The organism is Spiroplasma endosymbiont of Ammophila pubescens, assembly GCF_964020965.1.
In the GTDB taxonomy this organism is placed as follows: domain Bacteria; phylum Bacillota_I; class Bacilli_A; order Mycoplasmatales; family Mycoplasmataceae; genus Spiroplasma.
In genome coordinates this window covers 110,238-134,743 of the sequence record NZ_OZ026611.1, presented here as the reverse complement: position 1 = coordinate 134,743, position 24,506 = coordinate 110,238, and the positions used below count along the sequence as shown (strand labels likewise).

Here is a 24,506-nt window from a genome sequence, read left to right as displayed (position 1 = left end):
TAAATAATTAATATCTTTTCTATTTATTTTATAACAAAATTAACAATTTTATTTTTAATAATAATTTCTTTAATAATCTCATGCTTATCTAAAAAGGTTTGAACATTGCTATTAGCTTTAGCCAAAGCTGATAATTCTTCTTCTGATGTATCAAGTGGTACTTCTAATTTAGCACGTAATTTACCATTAACTTGAACTGCAATTATAACCTCATTTTTTTGTAAATATTTTTCATCATATGTTGGTCATGTTGACAATGCAACTGATGATGGTTGATTTAATTTTGTTCAAATTTCTTCTGCTAAATGTGGAGCAAACAAACTTAACATTTTAGTAAACCCTTCAAAATACGGTTGATAAATTGGATCTTTTATTTTATAACAAGCATTAATAAAGACCATTAGTTGTGAAATTGCTGTATTAAAACTTAATTTTTCTAACATTTCTGTGCTGTTTTTAACCATTCTATGATAAACAAAATCTAACTCATGATTATTATCTTGCGAAAAATTATTATTTTTAATAAGACGATAAACGCGATCTAATCATTTTCGTGCTGAATCTAACCCATTTGGATTTCAAGGCAATGATGCTTCAATTGGTCCCATAAACATTTCATATAAACGTAATGTATCAGCCCCATGTGATTTAATAATATCATCAGGATTAATCACATTTCCTTTTGATTTACTCATTTTTGAACCATCTGTCCCTAAAATCATTCCTTGATTAACTAATTTATAAAATGGTTCAGAAGTTGGAACTAATTTTTGGTCATATAAAAATTTATGTCAAAAACGTGAATATAATAAATGCAAAACAGCATGTTCTTGGCCACCAACATATAAATCAATTGGTAATCATTTTTTTAACAAAGCTTGTGCTTTAGCACTACGTAAGTCTAACAGTTGCTTATCTTCCATTAAAATATAAGCTAAATAATATCAACAACTACCCGCTCATTGCGGCATCGTATTAGTTTCTCGGCGTCCTTTTTTTCCAGTACTGTCAATAACAGTTAATCATTCTGTGGCATTAGCTAATGGTGATTCTCCCGTTTGTGATGGTTTAATATTTGTCATTTTTGGTAATTCTAACGGTAATTCTGTTTCATCAACTAAACTAATTGAACCGTCTTCTCAATGAATAATTGGAAAAGGTTCTCCTCAATATCGTTGACGAGAAAATAACCAATCACGAAGTTTATAAGTAGTTTTAACTTTCGCTTTTCCAGCTGCTGTTAAAACATCAATTGCTTTTTTTGTTGCTTCTTCTGTCATTAAACCATTAAAAAAATCAGAATTAATATGTTTACCATCTTTATTATGTAATTTATTATGATGTTCTCCTTCAATAACATAACTAATTGGTAAATGATATTTTAAAGCAAATAAATAATCCCGTTCATCATGACCTGGCACAGCCATCACAGCACCAGTTGCATAAAATGGTAACACATAATCAGCAATTCAAATTGGAATAAGTTTTTCATTAATTGGGTTAATAGCATAACTACCAATAAACATTCCATTTTTTTCTTTACTAATATCTTGCCGATCTAAGTCAGTTTTTGCTTTTGTTGCTGCTAAAAATTTTGTAACAGCAGCTTTATATTCAGGTGTTGTTAATTTTGAGACTAATAGATGCTCAGGTGCTAAAACAAGATACTCAACACCAAAAATTGTATCAGCACGGGTTGTAAAAACATTAATAATTTCTGGATTATTTTGGACCGCAAACTTAATTTCAGCACCAACTGATTTTCCAATTCAATTTCGTTGTAACTCTTTAACTGATTCTGGCCAATCAACTTCATTTAATCCTGCTAATAATTTTTCTACATAGGCAGTAATTTTTAAAACCCATTGTCGCATTGGTTTTTTAAAAACTGGAAAATGTCCACGTTCAGAAACCATTTTTCCATTAATATTTAAGACTTCTTCATTAGCTAAGACTGTGCCTAATTCAGGACATCAATTAACATCAACATCACGCATCTCAGCTAATCCATTTTTATATAATAATTCAAAAATTAATTGTGTTGTTTTAAAAAACTCTGGTGAAGAAGTATTAACTTCTTTTTCATAGTCATAACTAAAGCCAAGTGCTTTTAATTGGTTACGAAAATTAGCAATGTTTTGCAAAGTAAATTCTGCTGGATCATTCCCTGTTTGTAAAGCATATTGTTCGGCTGGTAAACCAAATGCATCTCAACCAATTGGATGCAAAACATCATAACCTTGCAATTTTCGCATACGACTAATTACATCAGTTGCAACATATCCTTTTGGATGTCCAACATGTAAACCTGCTCCTGATGGGTATGGAAACATATCTAAAATATAAGCTTTCTGCTCTGAATTATTTGTTGTTTTAAAAGTTTGATGTTCTTCTCAATATTGTTGTCATTTTTGTTCAATTGCTTTATGCGAAAATTCCATCTTTATTACCCTTTCTAAATTTTTATCTTTTTAATTATAACATTGTTCCAAAATTTGTTAGTAATTTAAGCACTTTTAATTACATTTTTATTAGCGTATAATAAATTTATAAATAAATTACAGAATGGGAGAAAATTATGAGCATACAAGAAGCAGCAAAGTTTCGAAAAGCAATTAAAATCTATGATAAAACAAAAGCAGTTAGTGAAAGTGATTTAAAAACAATTTTAACAACTGGAGCCTTAGCACCTAGTTCTAATGGCTTAGAACCATTAAAAGTTATTATTATCAAAGATCAGAAATTAAAAGAACAAGCAGCATTAAACTGTTTTATGCCTGGCAATCAGCAAAAAGTAAAGGATGCCCCAATTTTAGCATTACTATTAGGAGCAAATGGTGATTATTTAACATCTGAAGAATTTTTAACCAATCGCTTAGAACGAATTTTTAGTGGTGAAACATTAAAAACAAATGTGCGAGGAATGAATAATTACTTAAAAAGTTATCCAAGTCCAGATATGTTTTCGGATGAACAAACACATCTTGTCGCTAGTTTTATGGCATTACAAGCTGCTGAATTAAAAATTGGATCAAGTATTATGGGCGGAATTACGCCACTGCAAGCAACCTCATTTTTTACAGAACATAATATTGTGGATCCAACAAAATGACATTTATCATTAGGAATGCTATTTGGATATTATGATGATAATGTTAAAGAAACAAGTTTCCCTCGCTTACGAATTGCTGAGGATGAATTTGTTAGCATTTTTAAACTTACTTAATAAAAATTTTCCTAAAAAATTTAATTAACTAATGAAAACATCTCTTAAAAATTTTTGAATTATTAGTTTAATTACTAATATTATTTTTTTATTAATCCAAGTTAGCATCATGACGCCACTAATATTATGTCAAAAACAATTACAGTTAAGTAATAGTGACTTATCGCAAATTTTCTTTGGTATTCTAATTATTATTATTTTAGTAATGTTTATTACTAACTGAATTTTAGTTAAAAATCCACTCAGAAAACTAAATACAACAAAAGAATTAGCACCCTGACAAGCAGACCTTGGTTTTCATATTATTACAAAATATTCACATTTGAAAACTGAATATAATGGTTATGTCTGATATTTAAAGAAAAAAGGTTTTATTCTGCTTGCTACGCTTGGAATTAACTTTGGTTTTGCTTTAATTTCTGCTGTTGTGTTTTCTATTTTAGGATAAAATAAAAACTACTTTTTTATTTCTAAATTTATTATTTTAAATTATTACTATTTTATAAACTGTTTTTAAATAAAAAAACACTTAATTATATTTAAAAAATTTAACATAATTAAGTGTTTTTTTATTGTAAAATATTTTTTAATTTTATAAAAATCCTTAGATAAATTAAGGTTACAATTAATGATTTAATAAATTTTTGATTTAAAAAGTTCATTACTATATCTTCATTAAATTAAACATTATCCATTAAAGATTAAATATCCTACTTTGAAACTTTTGTTTCTTCTTTTTGTTTTTTTGCAGCTTCTTTACGAGTCAAGATTTTCGCCGCTTTTTTCTCTGCCATTAAACGACGACGTTTCTTCATTGATATTGCCATTTTTTATTCACCTTCTCCTTTTTAAATTATTAGTAAAAACTTTGTTAACTTAATAAATCTTGTTCAATTTCGTTAGCAGTTACAAATCCTGTTTTACGTTTTAATTCATTTCCATTTTGAAAGGTAATTAATGTTGGGATTGATAAAATTCCATAATGCTGAGCAAGATCTTGTAAAACATCAACATTAACTTTAATAAAATTAACATCACTACGCGTTTTTGCTAATTCATTAATAATTGGAGTAATCATTTTACATGGTCCACATCAATCAGCATAAAAATCAACTAAAGTTAACTTTGCATCACCAATTGTTTTTTCGAATTCATCAATATTTTTTACTTCATTTACAGCCATTTTAATTCTCTCCTTTACTGAATTCTCTTGCTTTTTTATCATATCATAAAAGTACTATTTTTTTAAGAAAAACTGTTACAAATATTTTGCTGGCCCATTTTCACGATTTGATAATGTTACTTCATTTGCCATTGTTTTTAACTCATCAATCGCATTGCTAACCGCAATCCCAACTCCAGCTTGGCGAATTAATTCAAGATCATTATAAGAATCACCAAATGAATAAGTTTGACTAATATCAATTCTAATATGATGGGATAAAAATTGCAAGGCACTACCTTTTGAAATCCCCTTGCAAGCAATTTCAAAAACACGATTATTATATTGAGTAATATCTAATTGCGGTAATAATTGTCGTAACTTTGTCATTAATTAACTAGCACCTTTATCATCTAAGGACTGATGGGCAATAACACTAGCATGTGTAATATCTTATGTAATATCAGCGACCTTGGTGATAATTTTATATTTTGTTCGCATTATTTTTGATCAATAATAAGAATTCTCACCATATTTGTAAACATAAGTACTATTATTACTAAAAAAATGAACTTTATATTTGCGATAAGTAGAATCAAAAATGGTTTTAATTTCTGCTGTTGTAAAAATCATCATTCATAAAAAACTATTAGTCTTAAAAGAATAAGCACTTTCTCCATTATTTGCCAAAACATAACCATCATACTTATGAACTTTTAGTTTTCGCGCTTGACGAATTGCATCATTAGCTAGGCGCCCTGTTGTAACAACAAAAAGGATTCTTTTTTTTGAATTGAATTAACTGTTTTTTTGTTAACCGACCTAAACCGATGATTATCATTTAATAAAGTTCCATCCAAATCAGAAAAAACTGCTTTTTTCATCTACTTATGTTCATTTCTTTTTCCTTAAAATTTGTATGATTATATTATTTAGAAATATTGATCAAACATTAATTTTATAGTTTTAATAATTTTTAATAATTATAGTAGAAAATACTTAAATTTAAAAATTTTTTATAAATTATAAACTTTAAGTTAATTTTTAAAAAAAACTGAATTTTAAAAAGTAATTAAACAAACTTTTTGAAGTTCAGTTTTCAATATATTTTATGATACACCATTTTCTAATACACTTTAACTTGATTAATTTTTAAATTTGTTCAAACATGATAAACAGCACAAAAAGAAAAAGTATATGACACTAAATTCAGTTTTAAGTATTCGTTTTCAAATCATAAACCTTTAATATATAACACTGCTTTTTGTTCAACATAAACAAAAGGAAAAAAGACAGAATAATTGTACTTTAAAAGAGAAACATGATTTTGATTATAATTTCAATTTTCCTTAATATTTTCTGTATTAAACTTAATATTTGTTTTAATATTAGAAATTGTTGTCTCCTGACCACCTGCAGAAGAATCAACATTATTAATTTCAATATACTTGTATTTTTCTTTAAATTCTTGCAAACTATTAGCATAGTCTGACCATTTAATTAAATTTATTGTTTTTTCTCATACTTTTGTATCATCTGTTATTGGCCCCATTATTTTTCAATTTAAGTTTATATTGTTTGTGATTATTTTTGACACTTGGTAATGTTCTCAACCATATAAATCTAAATGATAAATTTTACCAGTATTGTTTAAAACATAAGCGATTCCTTTATTATTAATTCAATTGCAATTATAAGAAACTCCAAGTCATCAAACTTGTCAATTTGACCATGACCATGTTTTAAATAAATACCATTGTTTGTCCCAAGATATATATCTCTTGCATGTAAACGACCACCACTAGTATTTCCCGTTAGAACTTTTTTAGGATTTAAATTATTAATTTCGTTATTTGAACATAATTTATTAAATTTACTAATTAATTTATTAACACTATCATTAGCATCCGAATTTGAATCTTGTTTATTTTTATTTTCTTTAATTGTTTTTACTTCCTTATTATTTAAAGTAAAATGAACAATAACTCTGCCATAATATCTAGTGCTATTTGAATTACTACTAATTATTGCTAAATCATGTGTAATGTCATGAATAACAACCTCATCTAAATCAATATCCGTATTTAAAAATATTACTCTTTCAAAAATTGTTTCTGGTAAATTATCCGGTAAATCACCTAATTCTGTATTTAATAAAAGATTATTTAATTTTCGAAGTGGAACCAGTGGCGCAACATTATCTTGCTTATTTCTTTGACTTTTTGGCAAAACTGTTGCATAAATTGATTCTCCAATTTGATTTTTGTTAGTTTCTTCATGTGAAGTAGACGCTAAAGACTGACAAGTTCCTAAACTTGGATTATCATTATAAAATACTGAATTACTTGAATCATAAACTGTAAAATAAACATCAGTAAAATTTGTTGTGCTATCAATATTTTCATCTCAAATTATTCTAGCTACGTTTTCCCTAACATTAATTATTCTTAAACTATTTTTTTTAATTTTTTTATTTAATTTATATATTTTTTTTAAAATTGTTTCTGGCAAATTATCAACTAACTCACCTAAGATTCAATTTTTAATTTCTTCATTTAATGCTTTAAAATTTCCTTGTCGTTTACTTCGGTTTAATATTTGTACTTGTGGATTATAACTACTATTAGCATTGACCATTGGTCAACTACTTCCTATTAAACTAATACCGATTAATAAATTCACTATTTTTTTCATTTTTAGATATTCCCTTTCGTTAAAATTATTATTATTTAATAAAATATTAATTGTTCAAAAGGCTATAATTGTTATATGTATTTAAATTAAAATAATGATCTAAATTATTTTTTAAGTATTGTATTTATATTCATAATTTTACAAATAAAAAACACTCTGAAAGTGCTAATTTGTTTTTTAATTATGGTCCGGGTGAAGGGACTTGAACCCCCACGAGTTACCCCACCAGATCCTAAGTCTGGTGCGTCTGCCAATTCCGCCACACCCGGTTACTCTGTTTTAAAAATGGTCTCCTGTAAAGGACTTGAACCTTTTACCACTGGTTAAAAGCCAGTTTCTCTACCAACTGAGCTAACAGGAGACAGGCAATGGTGCTGGCTAGAAGAATTGAACTCCCAACCTATTGATTACAAGTCAGTTGCTCTACCTATTGAGCTAAGCCAGCTTATTAATATAAAAAATGGTCGGGTGTAACGGACTTGAACCGCTGACCACCTGCTTGTAAGGCAGGCGCTCTCCCAACTGAGCTAACACCCGAAAATGGTGACCTGTACGGGGTTTGAACCCGTGAATGCATGCGTGAAAGGCATGTGTGTTAACCGCTTCACCAACAGGCCGGTAAATATCAATAAAAATTTTCAAAAAAATAATGGCGCCTAGTGCAGGGCTCGAACCTGCGACCGATCGGTTAACAGCCGAGTGCTCTACCGACTGAGCTAACTAGGCATGGCATATCTTTTTAGCCTTACTCATTATATACTAAAAATGAAAAAACAAGAAACTATTTTTAGGATTTTTTTATTTTTTATGAGTTATATCTTCAAAAAGATATCATTTAAAAGAATAAAACATATTATTTTTTGTTAAGATATAGTTATAGAATTGATAAATAATGAAAGAAAGAAACAAGATACTTATACAAAAAATGAAAAATGAACAGCAAAAATGATTTATTATTACAAAACCAATTAACTTTTTAGGAATCAAAACAATTGGTAAAGATATTAAAGAGTTACCAAAAACTTTTAAAATTCTTTTAATTTGCATTGGGATTATTGTTACTTTTTTATCTTTTTTTGATTTTAATCATTTTATTGATGCTAACCATAATCCTTCTTTTTTTAGTATTGTTAATATCTTAAATACTTCCAAACCTTATTTAGGAAATATTCCTAAATGAATTGACGCTACACTTTATTCATTAAGTGGTTTAGTCAGTTTTACAAGTATTTTAAATGTTGTTTTAATTAGTTTTGGTAAAATGAGCAATTATTTTTGAGGATTAATTAGTGTGACTACATTTGGTTTTTTTTCATTTGGTTTTGGTTATACTGGTTATGCTCAATTAAATTTATTTTTTTATTTACCATTTCAATTTATTGGTTGATATACATGACAAAAAAATTTTATTTTTGAACAAGATTCCTCATTAAACATTCGAAACTCAAAATGATGAATAATTTTACCAATTTCTTTAGGTATTTGTGCTATTCTTGCGATTGCTTGATATTATGAAATTCCAGCTTTTCATTATGCATTAGTAAAAACAGATTATGCTTATTTAAACCAACCTATTGCTCATATTTTTGACAGTACAATCAATAGCATCGCAATTATTGCTTCAATTTTAATGTTTTTACGACTAAAAGAACAATGAATTTTATGATTACTTTCAAATATTTTACAACTTGCAATGTTTGCAGGAGTTAATAGTATTGGTGCTAATTATCCAATAACAATTAATATTAATATGTTAATTCAAACAAGTTTTTTTATTGCAAATAGCATCATTGGTTTTTTAATTTGAGGTAGTTATTTAAATAAAATAAAATCAGGATAATGCTCCTAATTTATTAATATTTTCTTACTTTATTAGCCATAATAAAATTATAAAACATTGTTATTTATAGAAAATTAATTAAAATAATCTTTATATATTAAATCATTATTTATCTTATTTTGTTTTTAACCAGTTTGGACAAAAGCAAAAGCAATAAAATAGCCAATAAAACAAAGATCTAAAATGTAAATTGGAATGGCAATTGTTTTAGCTTTTTTAGTAATTAAACAAATAAAGGCATAAGCAATAAATCCAAGTGCCAACCCATTTGTAATTGAAAATGTAACTATCATAATGATAATAGTAAAGAAGGCTGAAATTCCAAATTCTGGTTTAACTCACTCAAATCTTTAATTTGACTAACCATTAATGTACCAACAAAAATCACGGCAGCTCCAACAATTGCCGGAGTAATTAATTTAAAAATTGGAAAAAGTGGAATTGCTACTAAAAACATTAACCCTGTAATAATAGCAGAAAAACCACTTCGAGCTCCTTGAGAAACTCCCGTTGTTGATTCAACAAAACTAGTAACCGGAGAACAGCCTAAAAGACTTCCAGTTAAAGTTCCTAATGAATCTGCCATTAAAGCACGTGATTTTAATTCATATTTTTCACCAGTTGTTAATGAAATTTGAGTTGAAACAGAGTATAACGTTCCTGTTGTATCAAAAAATCAACAAATAGAAAAACAAAAATTGAAATATACATCGTTGGTGATGTTTAAATTTTTGGATTAGCAAATGCTGCAAATGTTGATTTTAAAGTGGTATTAAAACCATTAAAATCACTATAACTTCATCCCTTTCAATGCGCAAAATTGTGGCGAATGAAATCATTATCAACAACATTTCCGACAATCAAAGAAACTCCTAATCCTCCCAAAATTGCAATGGCAATGGCTCCCGGAATTTTTTTAAAATGTAAAAATAAAATTAACATTAAAACACCAAATCCCATTAAAATTATTGGTCAGTTAGTTTTTAAATTTCCTAATGTTGCAACCGGAATTCCGCCATTAACGACAACCCCACCTGGAGCAACGGCATTATCGCCAACAAATCCAATATTGTGTAAACCAATATAAGCAATAAAAAACCAATTCCAGCACCAATTGCTAATTTTAATGAATCTGGAATCGCATTAATAATAATTGTTCGTAATTTAGTTATTGAAATAAGGCAGAAAAATATTGCTGAAAGCATTACAGCAATTAAAGCCCCTTGATATCCTAATCCATTATTAGCAACATTAAAAGTAAAAATAGCATTTAGCCCCATTCCAGGTGCTAATCCAACTGGCATATTCGCTGATAAACGCATAATTAAAGTAGCAATAAAAGCACCAATTGCCGTGGAAATAAAAATCCCCCCAAACGCCATATTTTGACTTGGATTACTTGGATGATTAATATCTGGTGCAGAAGATAACATATTAGGTTGCACTGATAAAATATATAACATTGCTAAAAATGTTGTTAGGCCACCAATAATTTCTTTTTTAAAAGTTGTTTTTAAATCACCAAACCTAAAAAAAGCTTCAATCTTTTTTTAAACATATAATTTATTTCTCCATCTAGCTCTATTTGTAAAAATAAAAAACATTAACCTTGTTTAATTAACATAAGTTAATGCAAAATGAAGCATTAACCTATAGAGTCTTCTTATAAATGGTAAGACGTAGAAACACTAGACCATATTACTAGCATATATAGGAATTGTTTAATACATTTACTTTTTAAATATATCGAATTTCATAAAAAATTACAATCCCTTTAATAAAAACATATTACATTTTCAGAAAAAGGAAAAAATGCTTTAAAACTAGTATAAGTTTTAAAAGACTTGATAAATTCTGTTGGTAAATAGTCTATTGCTAATGCTATTAAATCTTGACGATAATTTTCTACTAAATTCGCTCAACAAAATCATCCCAAAATCAAATAAACAATACCAATAATAGATAAAATTTGAATTGTAATGTCAATTGCATTAATAACAGTATTGTCTTTTAAAAACTGTATTAAAATAACTAAAATTGTTGCTACAATAAATAAAAATATTGTAAACAACAAAAATCATGACAAAAATTTTAATCAAAAAAAGCATTTTGATTGTTTTGTTTTTTGGTTATAAACATAATAAAAATGAAAAATCATATCATAAATTTTTACAATATTTTGGTCTTTATCATCAGTACGACGAATAATAACAGCATTACTTATTTTTGAAAAATTCCGTGCTTTAACAATATGGTTTTGTTCTCCAATATTAATATCTTGTAAATCATTGTCATCTAACATTTTCCGTAATAACATCCGTGTTTTTAATGTTGTTTTTTTCTTTTTAAACCTTAATAAAATAAGACCAAATATTAATCAACCTACAAAAAACAGTCCAATTACAATAATAAAAATAAAATAAACTAATCCTGTTATTTGCGTTAAATTAAACATTTTTTAATCACGTTCCTCTCCCATATATATATCAATCATACTGTATTTAAAAAAAACAGCATTTTAAAATGTTATTTTTTTATATTCTTTCATTAATTTATCATTATTTTACAGTACCTATTGGTAGTATGATATATGTATTAAATCTACCCTTTGAATTATTTTTTCTCAAACAGGTAATTTCTATTTTTCTTGGAATTGTTAAATTAAAAGAAAGAGTATCAATTTTATTATCTTTGATATAAAACTCTTTTGGGAAGATAGGAGTTACATCATAATCATTTTTTGTTAATTTAGTGCTTAGTTCTGCATGCAATGTTGCTAAAATTGCATCACGAATTGTCTCTGATCATTCAGAAAACTGAACATCTTTAATATTCTTAACATTAACTTTTTTAATTGGGTTAATTTTAGTAATACCACTAATATCAATTGGAAATTGTAATTTTATTTCTTCTTTTTTTGTATTATTATTATTTATTTGTAACAAAGGAGCTCTATCTGAATCTTTTCTTTGCTTTTCTTCTTCCAATTTGTTTTGTTTTGGATAACTACAAGCACAAGAAACAATTGTTATTCCACTTATGCTCATTATTCCTAAGGTCATTAAATATGTAAATAGTTTTTTCATTAATAAAATATAAGTTCCTTTCTAAAATTTAATAGCATAAATAATTTAAACTATTACTTATAATTAATTATATAAAAAAGTTAAACAAAAAAAAGTTAGAATTTATTTTTATCAAATTATTTGCAAAATAAGAAGAAAATTTAAATAATAATTTGTCATTAGATTATAACTTCATTAATGAATACATTTTAAAAATAAAAAAGAGAAAATTGAATTTTCTCTTTTTCAAAACATAGTTTTTTAATTTTCTTCTCTTAAACATCCAATTGCTTCAATTTCAACTAAAGCATTTTTAGGCAAATTTGCAACTGCAAAAGCAGAACGAGCTGGAAAATTTTCTGTAAAATATTTTTGATAAACTTCATTCATTGATGGGAAATCATTAATATCTTTTAAGAAAATATTAACTTTAACAACATCTGTTAAACTGTAACCTGCTGATTGTACAATTGCTTTTAAATTTTCTAAAGCACATTTTGTTTGTTCTGTAATTGTTGTTCCTTCAATCATCATTGTTGTTGAATCTAATGGCAATTGACCAGAAATATATAAGAAGTTCCCTATTTTAACTGCTTGTGAATATGGCCCAATTGCTTTTGGCGCCAAATGTGTTGAAATAATTTTTTTACTCATAATTAATCATTCCTTTCTGACTTTTTAAAAATCATTGTTAAAATATTGATGATATTTGTTACCATCGCAAATGAAGTCCCAATATTAATTCGAAAGCAAGTTATTGGTGCTTCAACAAAATCATCATTTTTACTAACAATTAATTTATATTTTAATAATAATTTGTTAACTTCCTGCGATGACATTTTAGTCCCTTCATAATTAATTCAAACCAAATATGAGGCTTCTAACTGCATTATTTTTAACCCCCGAATTTGTTCTAAGGTTGTTTTTACAAAAATATAATTTTTAATAATATATTTTAACATAGTTGTTTTTCAAGTTAATACTTTTGGATTAGTATATGCAGCTAAATAAGCTGGAATTGTAAAAACATTTGGTGATGTAATCGAAGCAGATTCATATTGTTCATTAATTTTCTTTCGTAATTTGTTGTTAAATGTAATTAAATATGATGATTTTAATCCGCCAAGATTAAAAGCTTTGTTTGGAGAATTACAAACAATAACCTCATTATTTTGAATTGAAAATGATAGTAACGAATTAAATTTAACATTTGGTAATGCTAAATCGCCGTGTACTTCATCTGATATTATTAAAACATGATATTGTTGACAAATTGCAATTATTTTTTGTAATTCCGCTCTTGTTCAAACACGCCCACCAGGATTATGCGGATTACATAAAATAAATATTTTTGGTTGATATTTTTTTATAATGTTTGCAAAATTAACAAAATCTATTTGATAACGATTATCCTCTCATCTTAATTGATTTGTTAATAATTGACGGTTATTATTTAAAACTGCCCGCCCAAAGGGGCCATAAACTGGCGTTTGAATTAAAACATAATCATTAACATCAGTTAAACATTGAATTAGTTGATGAAGAGCATTAACTGTCCCATGTACAAGTTTGATTTTATCTTTTGGAATTGTAAGTTGATGTTGATAATAATATCAAGTACTTACCGCTTCATAAAAATCATTACTAACATAAGTATAACTATATACTCCTTTTTCTGCACGATTTAAAATAGCATTGGTAATTGGATGTGGTGTAAGAAAATCTAAATCAGCAATTGATGAATTAATGATATTATCACCAGTTAAATGATAATTATCTGCAATATATGTTTGATCTCATTTTCGTTCGGAATTTTTTGTTCGATCAATGATAATATCAAAATTATATTTCATCGCAAATTTACCTTTACCTTTCTACTTTAATCTTTGTTTTTTTCTGTTTTTGATTTAAATATTTTTCTTGTTCACTTGATGATAATTTATTATATTTTTTTAATTGTTGTTTTTTAATACTTGGAGCAATTCCTAATGACATAATATTAATTGTCCAAGTATGCACTTTTTGCTCTAAAACTGGTTTTGTTTTAATATATTTTAATCCCAATAATAATGTTGTTGAAATTGCACAACCAATAATTGCAAAAATTAATCACAGTAGAATGGCAACACCAATTGAAACAGTTCCTGTTGTTGATTGGATTCCTGCCATTGTAATAAAACCACCTCCCGTAATGGTTGAACCTAAATTAAAAGCTGCGCATAAACCCCCAGATACAGCACCTCCTATCATAAAAGAAGGAATAACACGGAATGGGTCTGATAAAGCAAATGGTATTGCTCCTTCAGTAATTCCTAACGAAGATAAGATTCATGACATTTTTCCAGCTTCTTTTTCATATTGATTTGAAAACCGACGACCAATAAAAGTTACTAAAGTAGTCGTTCATCCAGTTCCAATTCCAGCAGCTCAAAAGCATGCATATGGAACTAACAAGCTTGGATTAGTCAATTGTCCACTTGTAAAAGCTTGTGAAAATGATGCAAATGAGAAAGCTCATGCCACTTTATTAAAAGGACCCCCCAAATCAAAAACACACATCATTCCAATAATAATTCCCAATATTGCTGCTAAATTTGAAGTTTGTAAAGTTGTCAATCCACTAAAAATAACATTAATTAATAAGGTAATTGGTTGACCAATCACAAAGAGAATTAAACAAATACTAATTAACGATCCTAAAACAGGATAAACAAATCAAGTTAAGACACCTTGCATTTTTTTACTAACAAGATACTTTTTAAATCCTTTCATCATATAACCGACAACAATGCCAATAATTAAACCACCTAAAAAACCTAGTCCATCAACAATTACAGTGCCATCATTGGCGGTTTTTGTTACATAAACACAAGCTAATCCTCCTAAAAAACCTGGTGTTAAACCTGGCTTATCTGCCATAGCATATGCAATATAGGCCGCTAACACTGGAGCTAATAAAATACTTAAACTTTTACCAGCAACATCACTTAAATTATTTAATCAATTAACATGTTCCTTAATATAATCAATACCAGCAATTTGAGTAATAATTGTAATTAAAGATTGAATTGCTGTTCCAGCAACAATGACAGGCACTGCATAGGAAATCCCTGTTAAAACAGCATTTTTTAAACTAACAGCGCCAGCTTTAAAATGTAATTTAAATCATCCTTTTTCTTTTTTTTCTTTTTTAAATTCTTTAGTTGGAATCTGTTGGTTAGGTAATGGTCGCATAATTTGTGTGGCTTTTTGAAAAACCGTTTCAATATCATGTAATGGTTCAGTAACTGCTACTTTTAAAATAGGAATATCAACAAATCGTTCTTGTTCACCAACTGCAATATCAGCAGCAATAATTAAAACATTAGCATTTGAAATATCCTCTGGTGTTAATTTATCTTCATATCCATTAGCACCTTGTTTTTCAACTTTTACAGCATATCTTAATTTTTTCGCTTCATTTTCAATTTTTTTGGCAGCCATATAAGTGTGAGCTACTCCAGCTGGACAAGCTGTAATTCCTAAAACATAACCTTGATAACTTTCATTGTTAACTATCTTTTCATTATCAACTGCCTGTAATAATTCCAAGATTTCAATTTTATTAGTTGATGTTTTTAAAACTTGACGTATATTTGAATTTAATAATTTTTTAGCAACATTACTTAAAACTTTTAAGTGAATGTCATTTTTTTTATTAGTCGGAATAATTAGTGCAATGGCAACTTGAACCTTTGTATTATCAAAAGTTGACCATACTAATCCAGTTTGATAGCGAACAAAAATAACAGCTGGCTTTTTAATGTCTTTAATTCGAGCATGTGGAATTGCAAAACCATCTTCTAAACCAGTTGATGTTTCATGTTCGCGCTCTCATAATGCTTTTACTAATTTTTCGGAATTATCAATGTAACCCGCTTGATACGCTACTGCTGCTAATTCATGAAATGCTTCATCTTGATTTTTTGCAGATGAATTTAAAATAATTTGTTCTAATGAAAAAAGATTATTTTTGTTTTTATTACTCATATTGACCTCCTAAAATTAAAATATTAAACTGTTTTTGTTCTTTCTTTTATTAAAGCAAAAACAATATTTTTAACAAGAAAAAAACTATATTTTGAAATATAGTTCTAAAAAATGTAATTAATTTTATTAAATATTTTTTCGAATAATTTTTGCATATAAATAATCTAAAAACTGCATAACAGTTTGTGAACGAATTGAAAAAACATCTCAAATATTATTTTCCCGAGAATTAATAACAAAATAATCACTTAAACTAGTAATTAACTCAGTTTTCTTCCCAATAATACCAAATGAATACACAATCGGTTTAACTTGTTTTGCAATTGTTGCAATGAAAATTGATTGCCCACTTAATGTTATATAAAGAACCATATCATTTTCATTAATCATTGGCAAATATGATTCAATTGAATTTAAATCATTTTGATGAATAACATTTTTATTAATTCACCGTAATCTCTGAACAAAATTCCGGGAAACATTATATGCTAAATTAAAAGCAAAAATAAAAACTGTTTTTGCGGTAATAATTTTTTCAATTAAAACTGATAAATCAGTTTCAAAAAAATTAGCATGTAAATCTTGTGCAGATTCAATCTTAATTTTCAAATATTCATCAAAAAAAGATGTCTCATTTTGTACTAATTGTTTATTTGCACTAAATTGTTGCGAATTTAATGTAACATTTTCTGTTAAGTATTTTAATTTAAATTTTAATTCATTAATTCCCTCTAATCCCAATTTTTGGCAGAATCGAATAATACCCGCTGTTGAAGTAAAACAATGATTAGCTAATTCATTTGTAGTTAACTTACTAATTGTTGTAATATTATCTAAAATATAACGAGCAATTGTTTGATTTGTTAAATTTTTTTCATCGGTTGCTAAAATCTGCAATTGTTTTAATAAATATGTATCCATTCAACTCTCCTTTTAAACATTAATAACAAAATATAAATAATCTCTTCATTAATTTCAATTCATTGTTTTTAAAATTGGATAACTATGGTCCATAAATTTTTTATTTAAAACAAAAGCAATAATAAACATTACAAGTAATTCTAAAAAACTAATCAAATAATCACCAATATTAACAGTTCCTGACACATATGATAACATATTAAAAATAATTTGATAGCGAATTAAACCAATAATGGTTATCCCAATGGGAATTGAAATTACTCAGCTAATTAAAATAATTGGTAAATAAATCAAGAACATCCGATTAAAAATTCATAAATCAGAATACCCTAGTGCTTTAAAACTATTCAAAACTTTTAAATTATCTTTTAAAATGATATTTGTAATAATAAAAATTTGGAAAATACATGCCACAATTGAAGCAACTAAAATTAATAAATAAATTAAGAATAAAATAATTTGTAAATTAACTGTTTGTTGCAATAAAATTTTTAAATTTTGTGTTCCATTATAAATTGGTGATGGTTCATACTCTGTTTTAAATGAAGCATCATAATTATTATTTTTATCATAAACACCAATATAATGATATGTTTCATTATCGCGTAATGCTGAATATAGGTTTGCTAAACGTTTTGGCGTTAAGCGTTGATTATTATACTTATTAATTAAAAACATATTTTTCATTCCATTATCAAATTGATCAACAACAATATAAAATATCGCACTTCGATCATTAAAATTATCTAATAAAATGTCACCAATATTAATATTATTTAAATAACGATAAGCATGATTAATAATAATTGGGTATAATTGAATCCGATAATTTTTTGGATCTCAATTGGGATTTTTACCATGAAATCATTTTTTTACTTTGAATTAATTTTTTCATTTCATTAACTTGCAAAATCGCATAATTAACAACTGGACTAAAACGATTAGTTTGTGCTGCTCGTAATAAACTATCATCATCAGGTTGATCAAAACTCTTAATTTTATTAAAGAATCAATTAATATCTGTTTTTTTCTCAACATTTGGGTAAAATAACGTTGTATTATTTTTATAATCATAAAATTCAATAGCACTACCATATAGACTTTTTAAATTTCTATGACTAATAAAATTCCGATAAAAGGTTGGAATTGATAAATCAATTTTTGAATTTGTGTTAGCAATTTGATATTCGTTTAAAAACTGTTCTAATAAACTATAGTTTATTGCTTCTCGTGCATATAAATTTTCGGTATTTGCAAAAATTTCTGATTGATATGGACCATAAATAATTGGTTGATAACCTATCGTAATAATTCCATCTTCCTTACTTAGTTGATTAATAAAATATTCATAAACTGTTCCCTTAATAAATTTGGTAATTTGTTCATAATACTGGGTATCTTTACAATTTTCAACATATCATTCATAAGATCTTGCTTTAAATCATTTGTATTTAAACGACTTAATAATATTACTGTCACCAACAAATGGCCCACATACTGGATCACCAAAACCAAAAGTATTATATTTTTTTAATACTAATTCTTCTGTAAATTGTCGTATTTCGGGTTGTAATAAATAATATCCAGAAACATCCGGTTCTTTAACTGCCTCGGGATTTTCATAAACTAAATAATCATATGGTGGTGTTTCACTAGCACCATAATTATAATTATTATCATAACGATAAACATACTTCCAATTTGCATTTGTTTTTAAATTAAGATTAATTTGACTAAAATTAATAATTGTTGTTAATCCTGTAAACAACATTGCTACGGTTAACGTTGTTACAACAAGTGTTAATAATAATTTTCACTTAGCATCTAACGCAAATTTAAGACTAATTTTATATTTAAAGTTTAAATGTAATAAATGATGACCTTTTGGAATTCGTGTTTTAACTACTTTTGGTTTTAGTAAAACTAATGTTGGTCGTGACACTTCAATAATAATGAATAAAAAAGCATAGAAACAAACAACAAAACTAGGTAACAAATATGTTCCAACTATTAATCACCAAGGAGGAACTGAAATATAAGTAGTAAATTCTAAAAAACCTTGATAAGTAATATTTAAGATAAAAGAGAAGATTCAACTTGTTATTAATGATAATGAAGAAATAATAAACATTAATAATAAAAAACAAGAAAGAAGTAAAAACGCAATTGTTCCCGTTCCGTATCCTTGTGCTTTTAAATTACCAATAATTCCCCGGTTTAATAATAATAGTTTATTAACAATCATACTAATCATAATGAAAGATGAAATTATTAATAATAATGAAATTGCAATTAAAATTGACCAAATAATATCTTCTTTATTTTTAATAAGTTCTTTCATATGATGTAATGGTGTATAAACAACTGTAGAACGTGAAAAAGTAGCATTATCATAAACATTTGCAATATCACTTCAAATATTTTGAGCATGCAAAAAACCAGGATTTAGTTCTGTTGATGCAAAAGCAGCGTGAATACTAATTATGCTGTTAATAAGCTGTGGTGCATCATTAGTGATTTTTGTTAATAAATTTGTATATTCAGGGCCACGAAGTCATAAATATGGGTTATAAATAAAAGATGACTCATTTGCTGCACTATTAACATAAGCATTTGTGGCAAAACCAATCACACGATATTGGTAACCATAAATATTAAAAAGATCATTAATCTTGATTTTATTATGTGAAGCATAAGAATTATTAATAATAATTGGAAGATAATCATCGCTTACCTGATAATTTAAAAAATCTTGATAATTTCCTTTTACCATAATTGGTGTTGTCCAATAATATGGTTGCACACTTTGAATATAAAAGTTTTCTGCTTTAAAAATATCGTAAAGTCGCATTGTTTCACTCATTAGAGCACGATCAGCAACTGAACCAATAATAACAGAATTTAAAAGACGAGTTTGTAAGTCATAAATTTGTTTCTGATTTGTACTAAAATCCTTATAAGCATTAGTAAAAATTAATGTATCTATGACTAATCTAGGATTATCTGGTGAACTTACGAATGGAATCAAGTTTGCTGGATTTTATAAATAACTAACCAATTCATGATAATCAGCATTACTAAAAAAATAAACACTATCAGGAACAATATTAGTATTAAAGTTTAATATTACTTCACCGTTTTCCTTTAACTGTTCCATAAAATATGAATTTGAACTATTTGAAGCAAGCCATTTTCCTGACTGGTTACTTTCTGAATCCAATACAATTTGATAAGTATCTTTGACATTTGGTTTTAACTGAAAATAAGGACTTTCTACTTTATTATTGTCTAAATCTCCATCCTCGTTAATATAATTAATATTGTTTAAACCATATGATAAATTTTGATGGTTTGAAACAATTTTTAAATTATAATTAAATTGAAATGAAATATTAGTATCATACAAGTCATTACCAATTAATTCTAATTGAACCGTACTTAAACTGCTTGACATAATCATTCCCAAAAACAAGGTAATAATAATTCCTAACATTAAAAATAGGCCTAAAACTTGTAAACTATTTCTAGTAAAACTTAATCAAAAATTCTTAAACAAATCTCTTATCATCATTACTTTTCATCTCCATATACTTAAATTAGTTTAGTTATATTACATTGTTATTTATTTTCGAAATGATATTTTGATTTTGTTGCTAATTTTTGTAGTGCATCACGAGCAGCTAATTGCTCAGCTTCTTTATGAGTATAACCGCATCCTTCGCCATAACGAATTCCCCCAATTTCTGAAACCACAGTATATAAAACTCGATTTCCTTCTAATGGTGGTGATTCTTTAATTAATTTATATTCTAATGTTCGCACATCACCAGCTTGTAAAAATTCTTGTAATTCAGTTTTGTAATCTCGAATTTGATCAAAAAAACCAGGATTAGAAACCATTTGAATAAGGGTGTCATTAATAAAATTACGAACAACTTCTTCACCCAAATCAAGATATAATGCAGCAATCATTGACTCATAAATATCAGCTAAAATACGATTTTTTTCATATCCTTTTGTTTTAATTTCTCCTTTTCCTAATAATAAGAAAGGTGCTCAATTCATTCGACGAACTAATTCTGCTAATGTTCCTTCCCGAACAATTTTACTACGTAAATTAGTAATTTCACCTTCATTTTTATCAGGAAAACTTAAAAATAAGTATAAGGAAATTTCTTTTGCTAAAATTGCATCACCCAAAAATTCCATTCGTTGATAAGTATAACTTAAATTATTTTCATTTGCATAAGAATTATGAGTTAAGGCTTCTAAATAATATTGTGGTTCTTTAATAAAAACATGATACTGTTTAAAAAAAACTTTTAACTCGAAAAAAAGTTGTTCTGGCTGTTTGTTTATAAACTGCATCGTATAATTAATCCCCCTTTAACAATTTAACTGTCATTTTTTGCACAAAATCATTGACAACTGCGGTGCGAGTTAATTCTAAAGTACTAATTCATGATTTTTCATCACTACTACCATGCGTTTTAACAGCAATTGCTCTTAATCCTAAGACTAATGCTGCTGCATTATTTCGATAATCAAAGGTTTCACGAACTCCCCGAAAAGCTTTTCGTAACGAAAAAGCTTTTAATTTTCGATAAAAATTCTTTGTTAATTCGTGTTTAATAACACCCATTAAATTTTTAGTCATTCCCTCCAATGTTTTTAGAGCAATATTACCAGTAAAACCATCTGTTACAATAATATCAACAACATCACTAGTAATATCACGTGGCTCAATATTTCCTTTAAAAAAAATATTTTTATTATTTGCTAATAATTTATAAGCTTCTTTATGATAATCTTTTCCTTTTGATGCTTCTTCACCAATATTTAAGATTGCCACACTTGGTTTTGGATTGTGCATAATTTCTTGCGCATAAACACTAGCCATAATTGTAAAATTAACAAGATCTTGGGCATCATTTTCTAAATTAGCACCAACATCTAGCATTAAAACAGACTTTCCCTTGTTAACTGTTGGAATAAAAGGCATAAAAGCTAGTCGTGAAACTCCGGAAATTTCTCCCACAATAAAATGACACGCTGCTAAAAAAGCTGCAGTTGAACCACCAGATACTAAAGCATCTACTTTTTGATCACGCAATAATTCAGTTCCACGAACCATTGAACTATTTGGTTTACGACGAACTTGCATCATACCTTCTGTCATTGCAATTACTTCTGTTGTAGCAAAAATTTCATATTTTGTATTATCTAACTTTGCTACTGCGGTGGCAGCCTTCAGTTCCTTCTCAGCTCCAATTAAAATAAAAGTAACATCGTCATATTTCTTCATAAAAACTTTCAAAGCGTGAATAATTGGTTTAATGCCTAAATCAGTTCCCATCATATCAATTGCAATTTTACTCATAATTAAATCTCCTAACTCCTTATTTAATTATAACAAATATTTTAGTTATTTATTTAAGAACCAACATTAAAAAATTAAGTTACTTTTTAGGTAATATTTCAATTAATTGTAACTTAATTTTCCCTTTCCCATCAATTTCTATTACTTTAACTTTAACAATATCGTTTAATTGAACAATATCTTGTGCTTTTTCAACATGTTGTTTAGCTAATTTAGAAATATGAATTAAACCATCAAGATTTTCTTTTAAATTAACAAAAACACCAAATTTTTCAATTTTAACAACTGGTCCAATTATTTCTTCACCAACAATAATTGGCATTGCAATTGCTTTAATTAATTGATATGCTTTTTCAATCGCTGTGCTTTCTCTATGGTAAATTGTCACTTGGCCATCATCCTCAATATCGATTTTAACATCATCTGATTTTTCAATAATAGCTGTAATCATTTTACCACCCGGACCAATAACTTCCCGAATCTTATCAACAGGAATCATAAATGTTTTCATTTTTGGTGCTGTTGGTGCTAAATGTGCTCGTGGTTTAGAAATAGTTGTTAAAACATTATCTAAAATTGTTAACCGTGCTTCTTTTGCCGCTTCTAAAGCTTCTTGGAGAATTGCCTTATTAATTCCTGCAATTTTAATGTCCATTTGTAAGGCACAAATTCCCTTTGCAGTTCCGGCTACTTTAAAGTCCATATCACCAAGATAATCTTCCATACCTTGAATATCAGTTAAAATAGTATAGTTATTTTTTTCTTTGATTAAACCCATGGCAATCCCAACTACTGGCGCTGTAATTGGCACTCCAGCCGCCATTAGAGCTAATGTAGCAGCACAAATTGATGCTTGGGAAGTACTACCATTTGATTCTAAAACTTCGGAAACAATTCGAATTGTATATGGAAACACTTTTCCGCTAGGAATAATTTGTAATAATGCTTTTTCTCCTAATGCGCCATGACCAATTTCTCGTCGTGAAGGAGGACCAATCCGCCCAGTTTCACCAACTGAAAATGGTGGAAAGTTATAATGATGCATAAAACGTTTACCTTCTTCATCGATAATTCCATCAATAATTTGATTTTCATCTAATGCACCCAATGTTACAACTGATAAAACTTGTGTTTCACCCCTAGTAAACAAAGCACTACCATGAACAACTGGTAATATATCAATTTCACTACTTAATGGGCGAATTTGATCTAATTTTCGGCCATCTAAGCGTGTTTTATCAATTAAAATTTGGCGACGCACTTCTTGACAAATAATATTATGTAAAGCTGTTTTTAATTCTAGAGTCAATTTTTTCTGTTCTTTTTCTGAAAGTGGAACTGGAATAGAATAACTATTAATTGCTTGTTCAACTAAATGTTCAATTGTTTCATAACGTTTTGTTTTTTCTTTAATTCGAGCAGCTGTAATTAACTCTTTTGCATAATTGTTATTAACATAAGTAATAATTTCAGGGCGAATTTGAAACAACTCAACTTCCATTTTTGGTACCCTAACTTTTGCAATAATTTCATGCTGAAAAATAATTAATTGTCTAATAACATCATGTCCCGCTAAAATTGCTTGCAACATTAAACTTTCAGAAACTTCTTTTGCCCCCGCTTCAACCATATTAATTGCCTCCGCTGTTCCAGCAACAATTAATTCCATTTTGCCATTATTAATTTGTTCTAATGTTGGATTAATAATAATATTATTATTTTGATCAACAGTTACCAATGCTCCCGCTACTGGACCAGCAAATGGAATTTTAGAAATACTAAGTGCTAATGATGCCGCAAATAAACTAACCACCCGCACATCATGATCATTATCAACAGCAAGAACATTAATAACAATTTGAACTTCATTACGAAAATTTTCTGAAAATAATGGCCGTAAAGCACGGTCAATTACTCGTGCTGATAAAGTACCATATTCAGATGGTTTCCCTTCTCGTTTTAAAAATCCACCCGGAATTTTTCCTACTGAATATAATTTTTCTTGAAAAACAACTGTTAAAGGAAAAAAATCACTTTCACTAAGTTTGTTATTAACTGTTGCGGTTACTAAAACAACAGTATCACCAAAACGTACTAAAATTGAACCACTTGCTTGTTTTGCTAATTGGCCATGCTCAACAATTAGTTCCTGATTATTTATTATTTTTTTAAATACTTGTTTTGCCATC

26 protein-coding genes, 6 tRNA genes and 1 riboswitch are annotated in these 24,506 nt (G+C 27.4%); of the genes, 3 read left to right on the top strand and 29 right to left on the bottom strand.

From position 1 onward, the window contains the following. Positions 1–23 precede the first annotated feature (23 nt). Positions 24–2,441 (bottom strand): leucine--tRNA ligase, encoded by a 2,418-nt coding sequence (gene leuS, locus ABNT63_RS00840; RefSeq protein ID WP_348736007.1) that lies wholly within the window; start codon positions 2,439–2,441, stop codon positions 24–26. A 137-nt stretch (positions 2,442–2,578) separates the two neighbouring features. Between leuS and ABNT63_RS00835 the strand changes: the two genes are divergently transcribed. Further along, positions 2,579–3,226 (top strand): nitroreductase family protein, encoded by a 648-nt coding sequence (locus tag ABNT63_RS00835; protein ID WP_348736006.1) that lies wholly within the window; start codon positions 2,579–2,581, stop codon positions 3,224–3,226. Positions 3,227–3,257: 31 nt separating this feature from the next. Next, positions 3,258–3,674: a hypothetical protein gene (locus ABNT63_RS00830; RefSeq protein WP_348736005.1), complete on the top strand. Its 417-nt coding sequence runs from the start codon at positions 3,258–3,260 to the stop codon at positions 3,672–3,674. Positions 3,675–4,097: 423 nt separating this feature from the next. Here the strand turns inward: ABNT63_RS00830 and trxA are convergent, their stop codons facing one another. The 12 genes from trxA to ABNT63_RS00770 all read right to left on the bottom strand — a co-directional run bounded on the left by trxA (position 4,098) and on the right by ABNT63_RS00770 (position 7,808). Further along, positions 4,098–4,409 carry a thioredoxin gene (gene trxA, locus ABNT63_RS00825; protein WP_348736004.1) on the bottom strand — a complete coding sequence of 104 codons (312 nt, stop codon included), beginning with the start codon at positions 4,407–4,409 and terminating at the stop codon, positions 4,098–4,100. 75 nt (positions 4,410–4,484) lie between these two features. Beyond that, on the bottom strand, positions 4,485–4,778 hold the full coding sequence (locus ABNT63_RS00820) for an HAD family hydrolase (protein WP_348736003.1): 294 nt from the start codon (positions 4,776–4,778) through the stop codon (positions 4,485–4,487). A gap of 63 nt (positions 4,779–4,841) precedes the next feature. Further along, the gene (locus ABNT63_RS00815) at positions 4,842–5,078 is read right to left on the bottom strand and encodes a hypothetical protein (protein ID WP_348736002.1); all 237 of its coding nucleotides are present in this window, start codon (positions 5,076–5,078) and stop codon (positions 4,842–4,844) included. Positions 5,079–5,137: 59 nt separating this feature from the next. Continuing rightward, positions 5,138–5,272 (bottom strand): HAD hydrolase family protein, encoded by a 135-nt coding sequence (locus ABNT63_RS00810; protein WP_348736001.1) that lies wholly within the window; start codon positions 5,270–5,272, stop codon positions 5,138–5,140. A gap of 242 nt (positions 5,273–5,514) precedes the next feature. After that, a complete protein-coding gene (locus ABNT63_RS00805) occupies positions 5,515–5,940 on the bottom strand; it encodes a hypothetical protein (protein ID WP_348736000.1) in 426 nt (141 codons plus the stop codon). 98 nt (positions 5,941–6,038) lie between these two features. Then, positions 6,039–7,082, bottom strand: a complete 1,044-nt coding sequence (locus ABNT63_RS00800; RefSeq protein ID WP_348735999.1) for a hypothetical protein — start codon at positions 7,080–7,082, stop codon at positions 6,039–6,041. 184 nt (positions 7,083–7,266) lie between these two features. Next, positions 7,267–7,351: transfer RNA gene (locus tag ABNT63_RS00795), tRNA-Leu, on the bottom strand. Positions 7,352–7,368: 17 nt separating this feature from the next. Beyond that, positions 7,369–7,443, bottom strand: a tRNA-Lys gene (locus ABNT63_RS00790). 8 nt (positions 7,444–7,451) lie between these two features. After that, a tRNA-Thr gene (locus ABNT63_RS00785) sits at positions 7,452–7,527 on the bottom strand. A 16-nt stretch (positions 7,528–7,543) separates the two neighbouring features. Next, positions 7,544–7,619, bottom strand: a tRNA-Val gene (locus tag ABNT63_RS00780). 4 nt (positions 7,620–7,623) lie between these two features. Further along, positions 7,624–7,699 (bottom strand) — tRNA-Glu (locus ABNT63_RS00775). Positions 7,700–7,732: 33 nt separating this feature from the next. Continuing rightward, positions 7,733–7,808: transfer RNA gene (locus tag ABNT63_RS00770), tRNA-Asn, on the bottom strand. Positions 7,809–8,007: 199 nt separating this feature from the next. Here ABNT63_RS00770 and pnuC point away from each other — a divergent pair. Beyond that, positions 8,008–8,922 (top strand): nicotinamide riboside transporter PnuC, encoded by a 915-nt coding sequence (gene pnuC / locus ABNT63_RS00765; RefSeq protein ID WP_348735998.1) that lies wholly within the window; start codon positions 8,008–8,010, stop codon positions 8,920–8,922. Between the two features lie 125 nt (positions 8,923–9,047). Here the strand turns inward: pnuC and ABNT63_RS00760 are convergent, their stop codons facing one another. From ABNT63_RS00760 to ABNT63_RS00685, 16 genes are all read right to left on the bottom strand, one after another. Next, positions 9,048–9,215: a hypothetical protein gene (locus ABNT63_RS00760; RefSeq protein ID WP_348735997.1), complete on the bottom strand. Its 168-nt coding sequence runs from the start codon at positions 9,213–9,215 to the stop codon at positions 9,048–9,050. Continuing rightward, a complete protein-coding gene (locus tag ABNT63_RS00755) occupies positions 9,209–9,550 on the bottom strand; it encodes a solute carrier family 23 protein (RefSeq protein WP_348737114.1) in 342 nt (113 codons plus the stop codon). The genes ABNT63_RS00760 and ABNT63_RS00755 overlap by 7 nt, the downstream gene beginning before the upstream one ends. A 95-nt stretch (positions 9,551–9,645) precedes the next feature. Next, positions 9,646–9,882 (bottom strand): hypothetical protein, encoded by a 237-nt coding sequence (locus ABNT63_RS00750; protein WP_348735996.1) that lies wholly within the window; start codon positions 9,880–9,882, stop codon positions 9,646–9,648. Between the two features lie 32 nt (positions 9,883–9,914). Next, on the bottom strand, positions 9,915–10,385 hold the full coding sequence (locus ABNT63_RS00745) for a hypothetical protein (protein ID WP_348735995.1): 471 nt from the start codon (positions 10,383–10,385) through the stop codon (positions 9,915–9,917). Positions 10,386–10,555: 170 nt separating this feature from the next. Next, positions 10,556–10,656, bottom strand: a riboswitch (purine riboswitch). Between the two features lie 40 nt (positions 10,657–10,696). Beyond that, entirely contained in the window at positions 10,697–11,377 is a 681-nt protein-coding gene (locus tag ABNT63_RS00740; protein ID WP_348735994.1) for a hypothetical protein, read from the bottom strand. 103 nt (positions 11,378–11,480) lie between these two features. Then, a complete protein-coding gene (locus ABNT63_RS00735) occupies positions 11,481–12,008 on the bottom strand; it encodes a hypothetical protein (RefSeq protein ID WP_348735993.1) in 528 nt (175 codons plus the stop codon). A 240-nt stretch (positions 12,009–12,248) separates the two neighbouring features. After that, complete coding sequence (locus tag ABNT63_RS00730) at positions 12,249–12,641, bottom strand: RidA family protein (RefSeq protein WP_348735992.1); 393 nt, start codon at positions 12,639–12,641, stop codon at positions 12,249–12,251. A 2-nt stretch (positions 12,642–12,643) separates the two neighbouring features. After that, positions 12,644–13,840: a MalY/PatB family protein gene (locus tag ABNT63_RS00725; protein WP_348735991.1), complete on the bottom strand. Its 1,197-nt coding sequence runs from the start codon at positions 13,838–13,840 to the stop codon at positions 12,644–12,646. 13 nt (positions 13,841–13,853) lie between these two features. After that, complete coding sequence (locus tag ABNT63_RS00720) at positions 13,854–16,016, bottom strand: fructose-specific PTS transporter subunit EIIC (RefSeq protein ID WP_348735990.1); 2,163 nt, start codon at positions 16,014–16,016, stop codon at positions 13,854–13,856. Between the two features lie 126 nt (positions 16,017–16,142). After that, positions 16,143–16,937 carry a MurR/RpiR family transcriptional regulator gene (locus tag ABNT63_RS00715; protein ID WP_348735989.1) on the bottom strand — a complete coding sequence of 265 codons (795 nt, stop codon included), beginning with the start codon at positions 16,935–16,937 and terminating at the stop codon, positions 16,143–16,145. Positions 16,938–16,985: 48 nt separating this feature from the next. Further along, the gene (locus tag ABNT63_RS00710; RefSeq protein WP_348735988.1) at positions 16,986–17,624 is read right to left on the bottom strand and encodes an FtsX-like permease family protein; all 639 of its coding nucleotides are present in this window, start codon (positions 17,622–17,624) and stop codon (positions 16,986–16,988) included. A gap of 166 nt (positions 17,625–17,790) precedes the next feature. Continuing rightward, the gene (locus ABNT63_RS00705; protein WP_348735987.1) at positions 17,791–19,965 is read right to left on the bottom strand and encodes a hypothetical protein; all 2,175 of its coding nucleotides are present in this window, start codon (positions 19,963–19,965) and stop codon (positions 17,791–17,793) included. A 12-nt stretch (positions 19,966–19,977) separates the two neighbouring features. Further along, positions 19,978–20,508, bottom strand: a complete 531-nt coding sequence (locus ABNT63_RS00700) for a hypothetical protein (protein ID WP_348735986.1) — start codon at positions 20,506–20,508, stop codon at positions 19,978–19,980. Positions 20,509–20,555: 47 nt separating this feature from the next. Continuing rightward, positions 20,556–21,305, bottom strand: a complete 750-nt coding sequence (gene rnc, locus ABNT63_RS00695) for a ribonuclease III (protein WP_348735985.1) — start codon at positions 21,303–21,305, stop codon at positions 20,556–20,558. A gap of 7 nt (positions 21,306–21,312) precedes the next feature. Next, a complete protein-coding gene (plsX, locus tag ABNT63_RS00690) occupies positions 21,313–22,317 on the bottom strand; it encodes a phosphate acyltransferase PlsX (RefSeq protein WP_348735984.1) in 1,005 nt (334 codons plus the stop codon). Between the two features lie 79 nt (positions 22,318–22,396). After that, entirely contained in the window at positions 22,397–24,505 is a 2,109-nt protein-coding gene (locus ABNT63_RS00685; RefSeq protein ID WP_348735983.1) for a polyribonucleotide nucleotidyltransferase, read from the bottom strand. Between the last annotated feature and the right edge of the window lies 1 nt (position 24,506).